At 72.3% G+C, this 17,512-nt stretch carries 16 protein-coding genes and 1 tRNA gene; 5 read left to right on the top strand and 12 right to left on the bottom strand.

Annotation, left to right across the window (positions count from 1 at the left end; genetic code table 11):
* Genes thrC through argS form a run of 4 tightly spaced genes read right to left on the bottom strand, consistent with a single transcriptional unit; the run spans nucleotide 1 to nucleotide 5,484 of the window.
* Nucleotides 1-1,077: a threonine synthase gene (gene thrC / locus SHK17_RS06700; protein WP_322921529.1), complete on the bottom strand. Its 1,077-nt coding sequence runs from the start codon at nucleotides 1,075-1,077 to the stop codon at nucleotides 1-3.
* On the bottom strand, nucleotides 1,074-2,390 hold the full coding sequence (locus SHK17_RS06695; RefSeq protein ID WP_172270813.1) for a homoserine dehydrogenase: 1,317 nt from the start codon (nucleotides 2,388-2,390) through the stop codon (nucleotides 1,074-1,076). Before SHK17_RS06695 ends, thrC begins: the two co-directional genes overlap by 4 nt.
* Nucleotides 2,383-3,792 (bottom strand): diaminopimelate decarboxylase, encoded by a 1,410-nt coding sequence (gene lysA, locus SHK17_RS06690; RefSeq protein WP_322921528.1) that lies wholly within the window; start codon nucleotides 3,790-3,792, stop codon nucleotides 2,383-2,385. The genes SHK17_RS06695 and lysA overlap by 8 nt, the downstream gene beginning before the upstream one ends.
* Before the next feature lie 6 nt (nucleotides 3,793-3,798).
* Nucleotides 3,799-5,484, bottom strand: coding sequence for an arginine--tRNA ligase (gene argS, locus SHK17_RS06685; RefSeq protein WP_322921527.1), 1,686 nt, complete (start codon nucleotides 5,482-5,484; stop codon nucleotides 3,799-3,801).
* Between the two features lie 107 nt (nucleotides 5,485-5,591).
* Between argS and SHK17_RS06680 the strand changes: the two genes are divergently transcribed.
* Both SHK17_RS06680 and SHK17_RS06675 read left to right on the top strand, forming a co-directional pair.
* Nucleotides 5,592-6,089: a thioesterase family protein gene (locus SHK17_RS06680; protein ID WP_172270807.1), complete on the top strand. Its 498-nt coding sequence runs from the start codon at nucleotides 5,592-5,594 to the stop codon at nucleotides 6,087-6,089.
* A gap of 92 nt (nucleotides 6,090-6,181) precedes the next feature.
* Nucleotides 6,182-6,254, top strand: a tRNA-Arg gene (locus SHK17_RS06675).
* Nucleotides 6,255-6,306: 52 nt separating this feature from the next.
* Here the strand turns inward: SHK17_RS06675 and SHK17_RS06670 are convergent.
* Both SHK17_RS06670 and SHK17_RS06665 read right to left on the bottom strand, forming a co-directional pair.
* Nucleotides 6,307-7,242, bottom strand: coding sequence for an LCP family protein (locus SHK17_RS06670; RefSeq protein WP_322921526.1), 936 nt, complete (start codon nucleotides 7,240-7,242; stop codon nucleotides 6,307-6,309).
* Nucleotides 7,242-7,853, bottom strand: a complete 612-nt coding sequence (locus SHK17_RS06665) for a hypothetical protein (RefSeq protein ID WP_322921525.1) — start codon at nucleotides 7,851-7,853, stop codon at nucleotides 7,242-7,244. Before SHK17_RS06665 ends, SHK17_RS06670 begins: the two co-directional genes overlap by 1 nt.
* Nucleotides 7,854-7,974: 121 nt before the next feature.
* Here SHK17_RS06665 and SHK17_RS06660 point away from each other — a divergent pair, with 121 nt between their 5' ends.
* Nucleotides 7,975-11,880 (top strand): multifunctional oxoglutarate decarboxylase/oxoglutarate dehydrogenase thiamine pyrophosphate-binding subunit/dihydrolipoyllysine-residue succinyltransferase subunit, encoded by a 3,906-nt coding sequence (locus SHK17_RS06660; RefSeq protein ID WP_322921524.1) that lies wholly within the window; start codon nucleotides 7,975-7,977, stop codon nucleotides 11,878-11,880.
* 16 nt (nucleotides 11,881-11,896) lie between these two features.
* Nucleotides 11,897-12,073 carry a DUF6104 family protein gene (locus tag SHK17_RS06655; RefSeq protein WP_172270799.1) on the top strand — a complete coding sequence of 59 codons (177 nt, stop codon included), beginning with the start codon at nucleotides 11,897-11,899 and terminating at the stop codon, nucleotides 12,071-12,073.
* A gap of 31 nt (nucleotides 12,074-12,104) precedes the next feature.
* Here the strand turns inward: SHK17_RS06655 and SHK17_RS06650 are convergent, their stop codons facing one another.
* The 6 genes from SHK17_RS06650 to SHK17_RS06625 are packed head-to-tail and all read right to left on the bottom strand — an operon-like array spanning nucleotide 12,105 to nucleotide 16,193.
* Nucleotides 12,105-12,812: an SDR family oxidoreductase gene (locus SHK17_RS06650; protein WP_322921523.1), complete on the bottom strand. Its 708-nt coding sequence runs from the start codon at nucleotides 12,810-12,812 to the stop codon at nucleotides 12,105-12,107.
* Nucleotides 12,809-13,777 (bottom strand): zinc-binding dehydrogenase, encoded by a 969-nt coding sequence (locus tag SHK17_RS06645; RefSeq protein ID WP_322921522.1) that lies wholly within the window; start codon nucleotides 13,775-13,777, stop codon nucleotides 12,809-12,811. Before SHK17_RS06645 ends, SHK17_RS06650 begins: the two co-directional genes overlap by 4 nt.
* A gap of 49 nt (nucleotides 13,778-13,826) precedes the next feature.
* Complete coding sequence (locus SHK17_RS06640; RefSeq protein ID WP_322921521.1) at nucleotides 13,827-14,498, bottom strand: hypothetical protein; 672 nt, start codon at nucleotides 14,496-14,498, stop codon at nucleotides 13,827-13,829.
* Nucleotides 14,492-15,595 (bottom strand): hypothetical protein, encoded by a 1,104-nt coding sequence (locus SHK17_RS06635; protein ID WP_322921520.1) that lies wholly within the window; start codon nucleotides 15,593-15,595, stop codon nucleotides 14,492-14,494. Before SHK17_RS06635 ends, SHK17_RS06640 begins: the two co-directional genes overlap by 7 nt.
* Nucleotides 15,595-15,882, bottom strand: a complete 288-nt coding sequence (locus SHK17_RS06630) for a hypothetical protein (protein ID WP_322921518.1) — start codon at nucleotides 15,880-15,882, stop codon at nucleotides 15,595-15,597. The genes SHK17_RS06635 and SHK17_RS06630 overlap by 1 nt, the downstream gene beginning before the upstream one ends.
* Entirely contained in the window at nucleotides 15,879-16,193 is a 315-nt protein-coding gene (locus tag SHK17_RS06625) for an SAV_915 family protein (RefSeq protein WP_172270787.1), read from the bottom strand. Before SHK17_RS06625 ends, SHK17_RS06630 begins: the two co-directional genes overlap by 4 nt.
* A gap of 74 nt (nucleotides 16,194-16,267) precedes the next feature.
* On the opposite strand from SHK17_RS06625, the gene SHK17_RS06620 reads away from it, so the two are divergent.
* Nucleotides 16,268-17,509, top strand: coding sequence for a GNAT family N-acetyltransferase (locus SHK17_RS06620; RefSeq protein ID WP_322921517.1), 1,242 nt, complete (start codon nucleotides 16,268-16,270; stop codon nucleotides 17,507-17,509).
* Nucleotides 17,510-17,512: the final 3 nt, after the last annotated feature.

Here is a 17,512-nt window from a genome sequence, read left to right as displayed (position 1 = left end):
TCAGGCCAGTCCCGCCGCGGCAGCAGCGGTGGCCACGTCCGCGTCGACGACCGTGTCGACGATCTCGCCGCACGACTCCAGCGCCGTGGCGGTGTCCTTGAGCCCGTGGCCGGTGACGGTGATGACGGTGGTCGTCCCGGCGAGGCTCCGGCCGGAGTCGAGCACGGCCAGCAGCCCCGCGACGCCGGCCGCCGAGGCCGGCTCGACGAAGACGCCGTCATGACGGGCCAGCTCGAGCTGCGCGGCGAGGATCTGCGCGTCGGAGAGCGCGGCGAAGCCACCGTCGGACTCCTTGGCCGCCTGCTCGGCGAGGTGCCACGACGCCGGGTTGCCCACGCGGATCGCGGTCGCCTTGGTCTCGGGGTCGGGGAACGGCTCGCCGGTCACCAGCGGCGCGGCGCCCTCGGCCTGGAACCCCAGCATCCGCGGGCGCTTCGTGGTGCGGCCGAGCTCGGCGTACTGCTGGTAGCCGAGCCAGTAGGCCGAGATGTTGCCGGCGTTGCCGACGGGGAGCAGGTGGTGGTCGGGGGCGTCGCCGAGGAAGTCGACGACCTCGAACGACGCGGTCTTCTGGCCCTGGAGCCGGACCGGGTTGACCGAGTTGACCAGCTCGACGGGATAGCCCTTCGAGAGACCGATCGCCATCGACAGGCAGTCGTCGAAGTTGCCGCGCACCATGATCACCTGCGCGCCGTGCACGACGGCCTGGGCCAGCTTGCCCGCCGCGATCTTGCCCTCGGGGACGAGCACGAGCGGCTTGAGGCCGGCCTTCGCGGCGTACGCCGCCATGGACGCAGAGGTGTTGCCGGTCGAGGCGCAGACCACCGCCTCGGCACCCAGGTGCCGCGCGTGCGAGATCGCGGCCGTCATGCCGCGGTCCTTGAACGACCCGGTGGGGTTGTCGCCCTCGACCTTGAGCCACACCTCGCCGCGCGTCAGCCCGGAGAGCCACTCCGAGTGGACCAGCGGGGTGCCGCCCTCACGGAGCGTGACCGCGGGCATGTCCTGCGGCAGGTCGAGCAGCTCGCGGTACTCCTCGATGACGCCGCGCCACTGGTGGGTCCGCCGCCCGCTCACTCGCCGTCCCCTTCCACCCGCATCACCGAGGTGACCTCACGGACGATGTCCATGCTCCGCAGCTGCTCGACGGTGGCGCTGAGCGCCGCGTCCGGGGCGGCGTGGGAGACGACGACGAGCTGGGCGTCGGCGCCGCGACCCTCCTGGCGCACCGTCTGGATCGACACGTCGTGGTCGGCGAAGGCGTTGGCGACCGCCGCGAGCACGCCCGCGCGGTCGTCGACGTCGATGGCGACGTGGTAGCGGGTGCGGGTCTCCCCCATCGGCAGCACCGCGCGGTCGGCGTAGGCCGACTCGCCGGCGCCGCGGGTGTCCGCCAGCCGGTTGCGCGCGACGGTCACGAGGTCGCCGAGCACGGCGCTCGCCGTCGGTGCGCCGCCGGCGCCGGGGCCGTAGAACATCAGCTGCCCGGCCGCCTCGGACTCGACGAAGACGGCGTTGTAGGCCTCGCGCACGCTGGCGAGCGGGTGCGAGCGCGGGATCATCGCCGGGTGCACCCGGGCGGCGACCTGGTCCTGGCCGTCCGGGCCCGGACGGAGCTCGCAGATCGCCAGCAGCTTGACCACCGCACCCATGTCGCGGGCGCTGGCGACGTCGGCGGCGGTCACCTCCGCGATGCCCTCGCGGTAGACGTCGGCGGCGGTGACGCGGGAGTGGAAGGCGAGGCTGGCCAGGATCGCGGCCTTGGCGGCGGCGTCGAACCCCTCGACGTCGGCCGTCGGGTCGGCCTCGGCGTAGCCGAGCTCCTGGGCCTCCTCCAGCGCCTCGGAGAACCCGGCGCCCGAGGTGTCCATCTTGTCGAGGATGAAGTTGGTGGTGCCGTTGACGATGCCCAGCACCCGGGTGACCCGGTCGCCGGCCAGCGACTCGCGCAGCGGTCGCAGGATCGGGATCGCCCCGGCGACGGCGGCCTCGTAGTAGAGGTCGCGCTCCGCCTTGGCGGCCGCCTCGAAGAGCGTCGGGCCGTCCTCGGCCAGCAGCGCCTTGTTGGCCGTCACCACGCTCGCGCCGTTGTCGAGGGCGGAGAGGATGAGCGTGCGCGCCGGCTCGAGACCGCCGATGACCTCGACGACCAGGTCGACGTCGTCGCGGGCCACGAGGCCCTCCGCGTCGGTGGTCAGCAGGCCGTCGGGGACCTCGACGTCGCGCGGTGCGTCGAGTCGGCGTACGGCGACGCCCACGAGCTCGACCGGCACCCCGACCCGGGCGGCGAGGTCGTCGTGCTGCTCGGCCAGCAGCCGCACCACCTGGGAGCCGACCGCACCGCAGCCGAGCACGGCCACCTTCAGGGAGCGCTTGTCACCGTCACTCATGAGGAACACCCACATCGGTCGCCAACAGGTCGGCCTCAGTCTCTCGCCGCAGCACGGTGAACGTCCTCCCGTCCCGAACTCCGATCACCGGAGGGCGAAGCGCGTGGTTGTAGTTGGACGCCATGGACCGGCAGTAGGCGCCCGTGCCGGGCACGGCGACGAGGTCACCGGGCTGCACGTCCCCGGGAAGGAACTCGTCCTTGACGACGATGTCGCCGGCCTCGCAGTGCTTGCCGACGACGCGAGCCAGCTCCGGTCGCGCCGCGGAGTCGCGGGAGGCGATCGTCGCGGAGTAGTCGGCGTCGTAGAGGGCGGTGCGGATGTTGTCGCTCATCCCACCGTCGACCGAGACGTAGGTGCGCCGGACGCCGCCGTCGAGGGCCACCTCCTTGACGGTGCCCACCTCGTAGACCGTGCACATCGCCGGCCCGACGATCGCCCGTCCGGGCTCGATCGACAGCCGCGGCTGCGCCACCCCGAGCGCACGGCACTCGTGCTCGACGATCTTGGTCATCTCCGTCGCCAGCTGCGCGGGGTCGGAGGGGTCGTCCTGGGTGGTGTAGGCGATGCCGAAGCCACCGCCGAGGTCCATCTCGGGCATCTCGACCCCGACCTCGTCGGCCACCTGCGCGTGCAGCGCCAGCACGCGGCGGGCCGCCACCTCGAAGCCCGAGGTGTCGAAGATCTGGCTGCCGATGTGGCAGTGCAGCCCGAGCAGCCGCAGCCCCGGCGCGGCGTGCACGCGGCGCACCGCCTCGATCGCGTCGCCACTGGAGATCGAGAAGCCGAACTTCTGGTCCTCGTGCGCCGTGGCGATGTACTCGTGGGTGTGCGCCTCGACGCCGGGCGTGACCCGCACCATCACGCCGACGCTGCGGCCCAGCTCGGCGCTGACGTCGGCGAGCCGCTCGATCTCCACGAAGGAGTCGACGACGATCCGGCCCACCCCGAGCTCGACGGCCCGCTCCAGCTCGCGCAGCGTCTTGTTGTTGCCGTGGAAGCCGACGCGCTCCATGGGGAACCCGGCCCGCTCGGCGACCGCCAGCTCGCCGCCGGAGCAGACGTCGAGGGACAGGCCGTCCTCGGCGAGCCAGCGCGCGACCGTGGTGCAGAGGAAGGCCTTGCCGGCGTAGAAGACCTCGTAGCCGGCGAACGCGTCGCGGAAGGCGCGTGCCCGGCCGCGGAGGTCGACCTCGTCCAGGACGTACGCCGGCGAGCCGTGCTCGCGGACCAGGTCGGGCAGCGGCACGCCGCCGACGCTCAGGACGCCGTCGGTCTTGGTCGCGGTCCGCGACCACAGCAGCGCGACGAGCTCGTTGGGGTCGCCGGGCTCACGCAGCCAGTGCGGCCCGCGCAGGGCGCCGTCGGCGTGCGCCCAGCCGGAGGGATGGGCGGTCGGCACGCCCGATCACATCCTCTCGGGAGCGGAGACGCCCAGCAGGGCCAGGCCGCTGGCCAGGACCGTCCGCACGGCGTTCACCAGGACGAGGCGCGCCTCGTTGGTCGGGGTGACCGGCTCGTCGCCGATCGGCAGCATGCGGCACTCCTTGGTGTCGTACCACTTGTTGAAGACCGACGCGGTGTCCTCTAGGTAGCGCGCGACCCGGTGCGGGGCACGCAGCTCGGCGGCCGCCGTGACCACCCGGGGGAGCTCGGCCAGCGCCCGCAGCAGCCGTCCGTCCAGCTCGTGCGACAGCAGCGTCGGGTCGAACGCGTCGCCCGGCAGCGTCATGCCGAGGTCGGCAGCGTTCTCGATCATCCGGCAGGTGCGCGCGTGGGCATACTGCACGTAGTAGACCGGGTTGTCGTTGTGCGCCCGGGCCCACAGGTCGAGGTCGAGGTCGATGTTGGTGTCGTTGGTGTAGCGCGCCAGCGCGTAGCGCGACGCGTCCACACCGATGGCGTCCACCAGGTCGTTGATCGTGACGGTCGTGCCGGCGCGCTTGGACATCCGCATCGGCTGCCCGTCGCGCAGCAGGTTGACCATTTGGCCGATGAGGATCTCGAGGTCCTTGCCCGGCTCGTCGCCGAAGGCGGCGCACATGGCGTTCATCCGGCCGACGTAGCCGTGGTGGTCCGCGCCGAGCATGATGAAGCAGCGGTCGAAGCCGCGCTCCTTCTTGTCCAGGTAGTAGGCCAGGTCGCCCGAGATGTAGGCAGCCTGACCGTCGGACTTGATGATCACCCGGTCCTTGTCGTCGCCGTACTTCTCGGTGCGCAGCCAGAGCGCCCCGTCGGTCTCGTAGGTGTTGCCCATCTCGGTGAGCCGCTCGATCGCGCGCCCCACGGCGCCCGACTCGTGCAGGTTGTTCTCGTGGAAGTAGACGTCGAAGTCGACGCCGAAGTCGTGGAGCGACTGCTTGATCTCGGCGAACATCAGCTCGACGCCCTCGGCGCGGAAGACCTCCTGCGCCTCGTCCTCGGGCAGGTCGAGGACCTCGGGCCGCTTGGCGACGACGTCCTTGGCGATCTCCTCGATGTAGGCGCCGCCGTAGCCGTCCTCCGGGACGGGCCGTCCCTTGGCCCAGGCGAGCAGGGACGAGCTGAACCGGTCGAGCTGGGCGCCGTGGTCGTTGAAGTAGTACTCCCGCGTCACCTCTGCGCCGGAGAAGGTGAAGACCCGGCCCAGGGCGTCGCCGACGGCGGCCCACCGGACGGCGCCGATGTGCAGCGGCCCTGTGGGGTTGGCAGAGACGAACTCGAGGTTGATCTTCTCGCCCGCGAACGCGTCGGAGGAGCCGTACGCGTCCCCCGCCGCGACGATGTCGGCCGCGACCTGGCCCTGCGCGCCGGCCTCGACCGTGACGTTGAGGAACCCCGGACCCGCGACCTCGACGTCGCTGACGCCGGACGAGGAGCGCAGCCGCTCGGCGACGAGCTCGGCGAAGGCGCGCGGGTTGGTCGGCTCCCCGCCGACCTGCACCTTCTTGCCCAGCTGAAGAGCGACGTTGGTGGCGTAGTCGCCGTGGCCCTTCTGCCGGGGTCGCTCCACCGTGACCTGGGCCGGCACGCCGTCGGGCAGCGTGATCGCGCCGTCGGCCACGAGGGCCCCCAGCGCGTCGACGATGGTCTCGGAGAGCTGATCAGGATTCACCGGGCAAGCCTATCGGCGGCGCCTGCCACCGACCGAACCGGTTTCACGCCCTGGCACCCGGCTGCGCCGCGGGTCACACCGGGGGAACTGGCCTATGGTTCTCCGCTGTGACGACGCACCCCACCTACGACCAGCTGGTCGACCTCCCGGCCTATGTCGAGCAGCCCGTGCCGATGCCGTTCGAGGACATCAACGGGCACCTCAACGTCCGCCACTACATCGGCATCGCCAGCGAGGGCCTCGACGAGTCGCTGGTCGAGGTCGGCATCGGGCAGATGTGGCCGCTGACGCACGGTCAGGCCTGCTTCACCGCCGAGCACCACGTCACCTACCTGAGCGAGCTGCGCACCGGCGACACCATGTCCGCCCGGGTGCGCCTCCTCGGGAGGTCCGAGCGGGCTGCGCACGTGCTCGTCTACCTGCTCGACGAGACCCACCGGACGGTGGCCTGCGTGGTCGAGGAGATCTTCCTGCACATCGACCTCTCCACCCGTCGGACCGCGCCGTGGCCCGAGGAGGTGGCCGCCGCCCTCGACGCCCGGGTGGCCGAGCACCAGGCGCTGGACTTCCCGGCGACGACGTCCGGCTCGCTCGCGCTGCGCTGACGCGACGCGCGGCGCGAGGCGGTTTCACGACCCGGTCGGCGGACCGGTAGTCTTCACCGCGCACCGGCCCGGGACGCCCCGGGACCGCGCAGGCCTCCGTAGCTCAGGGGATAGAGCACTGGTTTCCGGTACCAGGTGCCGCAGGTTCGAATCCTGCCGGAGGCGCAGACAGCGGCAGCACCCCAGGGTGCTGCCGCTGGTGCTTTCTCGCGACGGGTCAGCAGCCCCGCAGGGCGGCGTCGGTCCGCGCCTCGCGACCCAGACGACGGGCCTGGGCGACGTCGGGGAAGACCACGCTGGCCGCGCCGACGAAGCCGATCCGGCCGCGGACGACGCAGGTGGTGATCCTGCGCGGGTCCACCTGCGCGACCGCCTGCGCGAGCTGGAACAGCTCGGCCGGCGAGGCGTTCGTGTCCATGTGCTCCATCACCGTCATCACGCCGCGCTCGATGAATCCCGGCCGGTCGGCCTGCGACCGGATGCGCGCGTGGATGCCGCGCAGGGTGCGCTGCTGGTTGGCGGAGCGGTCGAAGTCGCCGCCGGCCAGGCCCTTGCGGATGCGGGAGAACGCCATCGCGTTGTAGCCGTCGAGGTGGATCCGGCCCTGCCCGAAGCCCTCCTTCTTGAGGTAGGGGTCCTGGAACCGGCGCGGGTTGGACACGGTGATGCCACCGATGTCGTCGACCATGTCCTCGAAGAACGGGAACCGGCTCACCATCACGTAGTCGGCCTCGATGCCCACCAGGTTGTGCATGGCGCCGGCCATGCCGCGCGGGCCCGCGAAGTAGAGGGCGGAGTTGATCTTCTCCCGCCCGTGGCCGGGGATCTCGACCCACGAGTCGCGGGGCACGCCGATCGCCGTGGCCGAGCCGGTGCGGGTGTTGATGCCGACCAGCTGCAGCGCGTCGCCGCGAGCCCTCGTCATCGCCTCGCCGGGACGCGCGTCCGAGCCCACGGCGAGGATCCAGACCACGTCCTCGCCGCCCGTGGCGACCCCCTGCGCGTGCCGGATCTTCACCAGGCTGACGTCCGTGGGGTGCACGGCGGACTGCGGGACGACCAGCGCGGTGACGGCCAGGACGGCGGCCAGGGCGACCGCCCGGGCGACCCGGCGGGAGCGGCGCAGGAGGCGCAGGTGCTGCTGGGGCTCCATCACTTCGATCCCTTCGCGACGTCGTAGCCGAAGACGCGCCACCCGCGCGCGCCGTGGACGAGGAAGAGCCGGCCGCGGACGGTCGTCGTCGCGCTCTGCTGGCCCGTGGTGTCGAACCGGAGGACGAACTGTGCGGTGACCGACCGCGCCCGCCCGTCCGTGGCGAGGATGTCGAGCGCCACCGACCGGTGCCGGGGAGTCACCGAGTCGATGCGCCGGGCCTGCGTCTCGTTGGTGAGCAGCGCCTTGTCGGCGCGGGCCCGCTGCTCGGCCCCGGCGGTGAAGCCCGGGAACGCCGACGGGAAGCCGGTGCGGGGGTAGGACCCACCGAGGTAGGCGGCCTCCCACCAGCCGTCCACGACCTCGCCCACCTGCTCGCGCACCTGCTTGCGGCGCGCCTCGGACAGCCGGCCGTGGACGCGGTGGATCCGGGTCCTCGTCGGCGCCGGCTGGGAGGCCAGCGAGGCCTGCGCATCCCCTCGGCTGAGCCTCTGGGGGGAGGCGGACGGGTCCGTGCCGGACCGGCAGGCGGAGACGGTGACGAGCAGGGCGAGCCCGAGCGCCGCGCAGCGGCGGGCCCCCGGACGGCGGCCCGGTGTGGGGCTTGGCATGACGACTCCAGAGCAGGTGGTGCGGGTGTGCGCCACACCATGCCCCAAAGGACGAGCCCGCCCCTGCATTTGCGTGCGTGTGCGACTAGCCTTGTCTGCGACTTGGTCAAACCCTCGCGCGATGAGATCTGGAAGAGGCGAAACAAGCGTGGCGCAGTCCCCGAACGGGCAGTCCGGCAACCAGTCCTCGGTTGCACCGTCATCTGACCTGGGAGCCAACGAGTGGCTCGTGGAGGAGATGAAGGAGCAGTACGACAAGGACCCCGGGAGCGTGGGTCCCGAGTGGGCGGCCTACTTCGGCAACGGAGCCAGTGCCCCCGCCCGGTCCGAGACGGCAGCACCCGCCTCGGCGCCCGCCAAGGCCCGCGCCGCCGCTCCCGCCAAGGCCCCCGCCGCCGCTCCCGCCAAGGCACCCGCGGCCGCTCCCGCCAAGGCCCCCGCTGCCGCTCCCGCGAAGGCGCCGGAGCCCCTCCAGAAGGCCCCCGAGGCGAAGTCCGAGGCGAAGTCCGAGGCGAAGCCCGCCGCGAAGCCCGCCGCCGCGGCCCCGACGTCGACGCCGCGCCCGGCCGCCCAGGCCGACGAGCCGGCCAAGGGCACCAGCACCCCCGTGGCGAAGGACCCCACGCCGCCCGCGCCGTCGCAGAGCGGCGACGAGCCGACCTACACCGTCCTGCGCGGCGCTCCGGCCCGCACCGCGGCCAACATGGACGCCTCGCTGACCGTCCCGACCGCCACGTCCGTGCGCTCGGTGCCGGTGAAGCTGCTGTGGGACAACCGCACGGTCATCAACAACCACCTCGCCCGCGCCCGCGGCGGCAAGGTGTCGTTCACCCACATCATCGGCTACGCCCTGGTGAAGGCACTGCGCTCGATGCCCGAGATGAACGTGGGCTACACCGTCGTCGACGGCAAGCCCAACCTCATCACGCCCGCGCACATCAACCTCGGCCTCGCCATCGACATGCAGAAGCCCGACGGCACCCGCCAGCTGCTGGTGCCGAGCATCAAGGGTGCCGAGGCGATGGACTTCGCCGCCTTCTGGACCGCCTACGAGGAGATGGTCCGCAAGGCGCGCGACGGCAAGCTCACCGTCGCCGACTTCCAGGGCACCACGATCTCGCTGACCAACCCCGGCGGCATCGGCACCGTGCACTCGGTGCCCCGCCTCATGGCCGGCCAGGGCGCGATCATCGGCGTCGGCGCGATGGAGTACTCCCCGGAGTGGCAGGGCGCCTCCGAGGAGGCGATCAACCGCAACGCCATCAGCAAGGCCATGACGCTGACCTCGACCTACGACCACCGCGTCATCCAGGGTGCGCAGTCGGGTGAGTTCCTCAAGCGCGTGCACGCCCTGCTCATCGGCGAGAACGGCTTCTACGACGAGATCTTCCGCTCGCTGCGGATCCCCTACGAGCCCATCCGCTGGGCCCGCGACGTCGTGGCGAGCCACGACGACGACATCGTCAAGCAGGCCCGCATCCTCGAGCTCATCCACGCCTACCGGGTCCGCGGCCACCTCATGGCCGACACCGACCCGCTGGAGTACCGCCAGCGCAGCCACCCCGACCTCGAGATCGAGTCGCACGGGCTCACGCTGTGGGACCTCGACCGCGAGTTCGCCACCGGGTCCTTCGGTGGCGAGGGCCGCCGCTTCATGAAGCTGCGCAACATCCTCGGCATCCTGCGCGACTCCTACTGCCGCACGACCGGCATCGAGTACATGCACATCATGGACCCCGAGCAGCGCCAGTGGATCCAGGAGCGCGTGGAGCAGCCGCACGTGAAGCCGCCCCGCGAGGAGCAGCTCCGCATCCTGCTCAAGCTCAACCAGGCCGAGGCGTTCGAGACCTTCCTGCAGACGAAGTTCGTCGGGCAGAAGCGGTTCAGCCTCGAGGGCGGCGAGACGACCATCCCGCTGGTCGACGAGATCTGCGAGGCGGCCGCCGAGGCCGGCCTCGACGAGGTCACCATCGGCATGGCCCACCGCGGGCGGCTCAACATGCTGGCCAACATCGTCGGCAAGAAGTACAGCCAGATCTTCCGCGAGTTCGAGGGCAACATCGACCCGCGCACCGTGCAGGGCTCGGGCGACGTGAAGTACCACCTCGGTGCCGAGGGCGAGTTCGTCGCCGGCTCGGGCGACAAGATCAAGGTGTCGGTCGCCGCGAACCCCTCGCACCTCGAGGCGGTCAACCCGGTGCTCGAGGGCATCGCCCGCGCCAAGCAGGACATCCTCGACCAGGGCGAGAAGTTTCCGGTCCTTCCGCTCCTGGTGCACGGTGACGCCGCCTTCGCCGGCCAAGGCGTCGTCGCGGAGACGCTCAACCTCTCCCAGCTGCGCGGCTACCGCACCGGCGGCACCGTGCACGTGGTGATCAACAACCAGGTCGGCTTCACCACCGCGCCCGGGTCCTCGCGCTCCTCCCTCTACGCCACCGACGTGGCGCGGATGGTGCAGGCGCCAATCTTCCACGTCAACGGCGACGACCCGGAGGCGTGCATCCGCGTCGCGCGGCTCGCCTTCGACTACCGCCAGGCGTTCAAGAAGGACGTCGTCATCGACCTCGTCTGCTACCGCCGCCGCGGCCACAACGAGGGCGACGACCCGTCCTACACGCAGCCGCTGATGTACGACCTCATCGAGCAGAAGCGCTCGGTGCGCAAGCTCTACACGGAGTCCCTCATCGGTCGTGGCGACATCACGATCGAGGAGGCCGAGCAGGTCCTCAAGGACTACCAGCAGCAGCTCGAGCGGGTCTTCACCGAGGTGCGCGAGGCCAGCTCCGAGGCGCCGACGGAGTGGACGACCGTCCCGGACTACCCCGACAAGCCCGCCGGCGACTTCTCGACCGCGGTCACGCCGGAGGTCCTCAAGCGGATCGCCGACAGCTACGTCACCCCACCCGAGGGCTTCACCGTGCACCCCAAGGTGATGCCGCAGCTGCAGCGCCGCTCCGCAGCGATCACCGACGGTCCCATCGACTGGGGCACCGGCGAGATCCTCGCGTTCGGCTCGCTGCTGATGGACGGCCGCCCGGTCCGCCTGGCGGGCCAGGACTCGCGTCGCGGCACCTTCGTGCAGCGGTTCGCCACGATCATCGACCGCACCAACGCCGACGAGTGGACCCCGCTGACCAACCTCACCGAGGACCAGTCGAAGTTCCACATCTACGACTCGCTGCTCTCCGAGTACGCCGCCCTCGGCTTCGAGTACGGCTACTCCGTGGCGCGGCCCGAGGCGCTCGTGCTGTGGGAGGCGCAGTTCGGCGACTTCGTCAACGGCGCGCAGATCGTCATCGACGAGTTCATCTCCGCGGGCGAGACCAAGTGGCGCCAGCAGTCCGGCGTCGTGCTGCTCCTCCCCCACGGCTACGAGGGCCAGGGACCCGACCACTCGTCGGCGCGCATCGAGCGATTCCTCGCCATGTCGGCCGAGAACGCCATGGTCGTCGCGCAGCCCTCCAGCCCGGCCTCCTACTTCCACCTGCTGCGCCGGCACTCCCTGGGTGAGGAGCACCGTCCCCTCATCGTGTTCACGCCCAAGTCGATGCTCAAGCGCAAGGAGGCGGCCTCCCAGCCGGCCGACTTCGTCGGGGACACCACGTTCCGCCCGTTCATCGGCGACGACCGGGCCGACGCCTCGCAGGTCGAGACGCTGCTGATGTGCTCGGGCCGGGTGACGTGGGACCTGATGGTCGAGCGCACCAAGCGCGAGGACGGGGCGAAGTTCGCGATCGGTCGCATCGAGCGGCTCTACCCCAACCCGCTCGACGAGATCCGCGCGGAGGTGGCGAAGTACCCCAACCTCAAGGCGATCCGCTGGGTGCAGGACGAGCCGCGCAACATGGGCCCGTGGCCGCACTACCAGCTCGGCGTCTGGCCCGAGCTCGGCCTCACGGTCGAGCCGGTCACGCGGCCGTCGTCGGCGTCGCCGTCGGTGGGCACCGTGAAGCGCCACGTCGAGGAGCAGAAGACGCTGCTCGACGCCGCGTTCGCCTCGCCCGACGCTCGCGGCACCGACTACTGAGCCGGTCCGCACGCCGATGTACTTCACCGACCGCGGCATCGAGGAGCTCGAGCGGCGCCGGGGTGACGAGGAGGTCACCCTGGCGTGGCTCGCCGAGCAGCTGCAGGCCTTCGTCGACGCCCATCCCGAGTTCGAGACGCCGGTCGAGCGGCTCGCGACCTGGCTGGCCAGGCTGGACGACCCGGAGGACTAGTCGGGTCCGGGCCCTCGCCCTCGAGCCCTGATCAGGTGCCGGGCCGCGGCACGACCGGGCGCACGGTCACGTCCGGGATGGTCGCGTCGGCCGGCAGGTCGACCACGTGCAGGATCGTGTCGACGACCGTCTCCGGGCTGATCCAGCGCGAGGAGTCGTACGTCCGGCCCTCCTGCTCGTGCACCCTCTCCTGCATCGGGGTGGCGGTGCGGCTGGGGTAGACCGTGCTCACGCGCACCCCGTGCTCGACCTCCTCGGCCCGGAGGGCGTCGGCGAAGGCACGCAGGCCGAACTTCGAGGCGGCGTACGCCGACCACCCGGCGCTGGCGGTCAGGCCGGCCGAGGAGTTGACGAAGACCACGGTGCCGCGGCCGGCCCGCAGGTGAGGGAGCAGCTCGCGGGTCAGCACCGCGGGGGCGGTGAGGTTGACGGTGACCTGTTCCTCCCAGCTCGCCAGGCGCAGCCGCTCGACCGGGGCGAGGTCGACGACGCCGGCGACGTGCAGCACGCTGTCCACGGGTCCGTCGACCTGCCGGCCGAGGCCGTTGAGGGTGCCGGGGTCAGCCAGGTCGGCCACGAGGAGCTGCGCCTGCGGGAAGGTGCGGGACAGCTCGTCGGCGCGCACCTGCGTGCGCGCCAGCAGGACCAGTGCGTCGCCGCGCCCGGCCAGGCGGTGGGCGAGCACCAGGCCGATCCCCGACCCGGCACCGGTGACGACGTGCGTGCGCCTCCGGGTCATCGGGTGAACACGATCTTGCCGAAGACGTCACCCTCCGCCATCGCCGCGAAGCCGTCGCGCGCCTGCTCCATCGGCAGCGTGCGGTCGATGAGCGGGCGGGCGCCGGTGGCGTCGAGGAGCTGCACGAGCCGGTCGAGCTCCCCCCGGGTGCCCATCGTGGAGCCGATCACGGAGAGCTGGAGGAAGAACACCCGGGTGAGCCCCGCGTCGTCGACGTCGGGCCCGGACGTCGTCCCGCTGATGACGATGCGGCCCCCGGGACGCAGCGAGCGGACCGAGTGGTTCCAGGTCGCCTTGCCGACGGTCTCCATGACGGCGTCGACCTTGACGGGCAGCCGCGCGCCGGACTCGAACACCTCGTGGGCGCCGATCTCGAGCGCGCGGGCGCGCTTGGCCTCGTCGCGGCTCGTGGCCAGCACCCGCAGGCCGGCCGCGCGGCCGAGCGTGATGAGGGCCGTGGCGACGCCGCCGCCGGCGCCCTGGACCAGCACCGTCTCGCCGGGCTTGAGGTCGCCCCGCACGAACAGCATGCGGTAGGCCGTCAGCCACGCGGTGGGCAGGCACGCCGCCTCCTCGAAGGAGAGCGAGGCCGGCTTGGGCACCAGGTTGCGGCGGGGTACGACGACCTGGTCGGCGAAGGCGCCCTGGTGGCGCTCCGAGAGCAGGGACCGACCGGGGTCGTCGGCCTCGTCGCCGGTCCACGCCGGGTCGCCGATGACGCCGTGGACGACGACCTCGTTGCCGTCATCGTCGACGCCCGCGGCGTCGCAGCCCAGGATCATCGGCAGCGCCTCCTGGCGCAGCCCGATGCCGCGCAGGGACCAGAGGTCGTGGTGGTTGAGGCTGGCCGCCCGCACCGTCACGGTGGCCCACCCGTCGGGCGCCTCGGGAGCGGGCCGCTCCCCCACCACCAGGCCGCTGAGCGGGTCGTCGAGGGAGAAGGACTCTGCGTAGACGGCGAACATGTGCCGACCCTAGCCGGGCACGAGGGACGAGCGCAGGGCGTGGCCCGGGCTAGCCGCGGGCACCCTTGCGCGCCCGCACGATCTCGTCGACCAGCTGCTCGGCCGGCACGTCGAACGCCGTGATCGGCACGACGGGGTCCGTGCCGCCACCCCTGAGGTCGATGCGGACGCCGGCGGGACCGCGCTCCTGCACGGCGGCACCCTTGACGTCCTTCCAGGGGACGGTCGCGTCGGTCCGGTAGCCGCGGTAGGTGACGGCCTCGGGCCCCAGCTCGAGGGTCCAGCGGTGCAGCCGGCCGGTGAGCAGGCGGACCAGGTCGGGCAGCGAGGCGAGCGCGCCGACGATCGCCACGATCGAGAAGCCCGGCGACTCCAGCGCGTCGAAGTCGGTGAGCGCGACCCAGCCCCAGACCGCGGCCGTCGCCAGGAGCGCGAACCAGCCGAGCACCAGCGGCCAGACCGTCAGCGCCGGCGCCCGGAAGACCCGGGTGCCGTCGGCGGTGACCTCGGGCTCGCGCCGGCGCCGCGGCCGCAGCAGCGACGACACGGCGGCGACGAGCACGAGGGCGGCACAGGCGACCAGTCCCCACATCGAGCGGCCCGCGAGGTCGTCGGCGAAGGCTGCCGTCGCAGCCGCCAGCCCCAGGGTGAAGAGCACCAGCACGGTGACGACCGTGACGGCGTACCACCGCGGGATCAGCCGCGCGGTGCCCGTCACCACGGGGTGACCGAGTCCCAGGCGTCGCCGATCGTGTCCGTGGCGCTGTCCCACGCGTCGCCGACGCTGTCGGTGATGTCGTCCCAGTTGTCGTAGACCTGGCCCACCGCCCACGAGGCACCGGCCGCGACCGCGCCGGCCGCGACCACCGTGACCCACGCCGGTGCGGTGACCACACCCGCGGCCACCAGCGCGGTCGCACCCAGGCCGACGGCGATGCTGGTGCCGGTGGTCAGCGCCACCCGCTCCCAGTTGCCGGTCTCCACGCCCTCCGCGACGCCGAACCCGACGTCGATGAGGATGCCGGCGGGTCCGCCGAGGAACCGGCCGCCCTTGCCGAGCCAGTCGGCCTTGCCGAGCAGGTCGTCGAGCTTGGCCTTGCCGGACGGGGTGTCGGCCGACCCCCTCACGGCGGGGTTGCCGGAGACCCTGCTCTTGCGCCGGAACTCGCGCGCCTCGGCCTTCAACCCGTCGGCGGTCCTGCCGAGGGCGAGGCCGGTGAGCCCGGCGCCACTGCCCCCCGCGAAGTTGGGGATCAGCCCCTCGAGGGTCTCGAAGACCGTGTCGGAGCCGTCCTTCTCCCGCGCCTTGGCCACGGCGCCGGGCATCGTGCTGTCGACCCAGTCGACGAACGTCTCGTAGTCCTGGGCGGCGTCCTCGACCAGCGTGTTCCACAGCTCGATCTTCGCCACGGCGGCCTTGTGGGCGCTCTCCTCGGGCGACCCGACCTCGAACTCGCCGCCCGGGGCCTCGGGCGGCGGGTGGATGACCGTGCCCGACACCGTCAGACCGCCGCCGGAGGCCCGGCTGCGGATCGAGCTCATGTCCTCCTCGAGGGCCTTGAGCTTGGCGGCGTAGTCGTCGAGCGCGCGCGCCGCCGCCTTGACGCGGTCCTCGTGCTTGTCGCTGGCCTTGAGCACGTCGCCGGTGAGGTTCTGGTAGGACGACGCCGTCTCGCCCTCCCAGCTGCCGCGCGCGTCGTTGCGGGCGTCCTGCTGCTTGTCGCCGGCGTTGGCCACCTTCTTCGCCAGCGTGTCGCGCAGCCAGGTGGCTGCCGTGGTCACGGCGGCGGGCGAGCCCTCCACCTTCGTGTCGAGCATCAGCCACCCACCCTCGCCATCGAGTCGAACTCGCGCCCGATGGCCTCCTCGGTGAGGCCCAGCGCGTCGGCGACGTCGCGCACGAGCGTGCCGACGCCGGCGTTGACCGCGGCGATCTCACCGGCGGTCTCGCTCACGCCGGCGAGGATGTCGAGGACGTGGCCGCTGCCGTAGCCGGCGTCCACCGACGTCGGCGCGGACGGAGCAGCACCGTCGATGGCGGTGGCCGCCTCCTCGTGCAGGCTCGCGATCCGGTCGGCGGCCCCGGGGTCCAGGCGCAGGGTCATGACGTCACCTCCTGCGGCGGGCCGGGACGGAAGTGCTCGGGCACGGCGACGTCGAGGAGCTTGAGGTCGAACGGCTTGGCCTGCTGGATCTCGTCGATCCTGCGGGTCTCGAAGAGCAACCAGGACTGGTGCTCGCCCCAGGCGTCGATGAACCGGTCGAGGGCGGTGTAGCCGAGCAGGGCCACCCGTCCGTCCCCCAGCTTGATCATCCGGAAGTCGGTGACCTGCCCGTTGGCGTCCATGTCGACGGGTAGGTAGACGACGGGAGGGGCGGTCACTCCCCCTGTGCCCGTGTGCTGTGCGTCTGTCACGCCCGGGAGGCTACCCACTGTCCCGGCGCTGAAACGCGGTTGCGGGTCCCGGCGCCGGACGATTGGCTGGCCGGGTGAGCATCGACGTACGCCCCTCCGCCGACGCCGCCGCCTACCTCGCCACCGACCAGCTGATCTGGTTCGGCGAGACCAGCGACGCCGACGCCGAGCACATGCGCCTCGGGCTGCCCGAGGACCAGCGCTTCGTGGCGGACGCCCCCGACGGGCCCGAGGACCTGCACAGCGGCATCTACGGCGTCCGGCCGATGGAGGTGGCGCTCCCCGGCGGGTCCGTCGTCCCGGTCGCGGGCCTCACGTGGGTCGGGGTGCACCCCGACGCCCGGCGCCGGGGCGTCCTCACCGCGATGATGACCGACCACCTCGCCCGCACCCGTGCGGCCGGGACCGCCCTGTCCGTGCTGCACGCCAGCGAGCCCGGCATCTACGGGCGCTTCGGCTACGGCACGGCCGTGCTCACCCACCAGGTCACGCTCGGCCGGGGCACCACGTTCACCGCGCCGGAGCTCGAGGGGGAGGTCGCGAGGATCTCCACCCACCTGGCCACGATGGCCGACCCGGGCGTCACCGAGCGGATGCGCGCCTGCCACCTCGCCCTCGCCGGCGACCTTCCCGGGACCATCGTCGGCTCCCCTGACTTCTACTCGCTGCTGGCCCTCGAGACGCCGGAGACGCTGCGCGGCAAGGAGCCCCGACGCATCCTCTTCGCGCGTCGCGAGGGCGAGGACGTCGGCTGGGTGGGACTGCGGCGCGAGCACAAGTGGAGCAACGCCCGGCCCTCGGGCAGCGTCACCGCAGGCCTGCTGTGCGCCGGACCCTCCGCTCGGCTGGCCCTCCTGCGACGGCTGGTGGACGTCGACCTGACCGGCTCGGTCAAGCTGGAGAACATTGGCGTCGACGACCCGGTGCACGCCTGGGTGGGCGGGCCACGGGGCACCGGCGACCTGCAGACCTGGGACAGCACCTGGGTGCGGCTCGTCGACGTCGGCGCGGCGTGGTCCCTGCGCCACTACGAGGACGACTGCGACGTGGTGGTCGAGGTCGCGGACCGCCACGCCCCGTGGAACGCCGGTCGCTGGCGGCTCTCCGCCTCGTCCGGGACGGGAACGGCGACGCGCACCGACGCCGAGGCCGACGTGGACCTCGACGTCGCCGTCCTCGGTGCCGGCTTCCTCGGGCACCCGGTCGGTGGCCGGCTGCGGGCCGGCCTGGTGCGCGAGCACCGGCCGGGCGCCTACGCCCGGCTGGCCCGCTCCATGCGTACGCTCGTCGCCCCGGAGCCGTCCATCGGGTTCTGAGCC

This window comes from Nocardioides renjunii (assembly GCF_034661175.1).
Classification (GTDB): Bacteria; Actinomycetota; Actinomycetes; order Propionibacteriales; family Nocardioidaceae; genus Nocardioides; species Nocardioides renjunii.
The sequence above is the reverse complement of the archived record's forward strand: the minus strand, read 5'-3'. Positions and strand labels throughout refer to the sequence as shown.

Coding starts and splice junctions, on each gene's coding strand:
- SHK17_RS06695 (WP_172270813.1), bottom strand. CDS start 2,390: ATGAGTGACGGTGACAAGCGCTCCCTGAAGGTGGCCGTGCTCGGCTGC.
- SHK17_RS06670 (WP_322921526.1), bottom strand. CDS start 7,242: ATGGAGCCCCAGCAGCACCTGCGCCTCCTGCGCCGCTCCCGCCGGGTC.
- SHK17_RS06665 (WP_322921525.1), bottom strand. CDS start 7,853: ATGCCAAGCCCCACACCGGGCCGCCGTCCGGGGGCCCGCCGCTGCGCG.
- SHK17_RS06660 (WP_322921524.1), top strand. CDS start 7,975: ATGAGATCTGGAAGAGGCGAAACAAGCGTGGCGCAGTCCCCGAACGGG.
- SHK17_RS06655 (WP_172270799.1), top strand. CDS start 11,897: ATGTACTTCACCGACCGCGGCATCGAGGAGCTCGAGCGGCGCCGGGGT.
- SHK17_RS06650 (WP_322921523.1), bottom strand. CDS start 12,812: ATGACCCGGAGGCGCACGCACGTCGTCACCGGTGCCGGGTCGGGGATC.
- SHK17_RS06645 (WP_322921522.1), bottom strand. CDS start 13,777: ATGTTCGCCGTCTACGCAGAGTCCTTCTCCCTCGACGACCCGCTCAGC.
- SHK17_RS06635 (WP_322921520.1), bottom strand. CDS start 15,595: ATGCTCGACACGAAGGTGGAGGGCTCGCCCGCCGCCGTGACCACGGCA.
- SHK17_RS06630 (WP_322921518.1), bottom strand. CDS start 15,882: ATGACCCTGCGCCTGGACCCCGGGGCCGCCGACCGGATCGCGAGCCTG.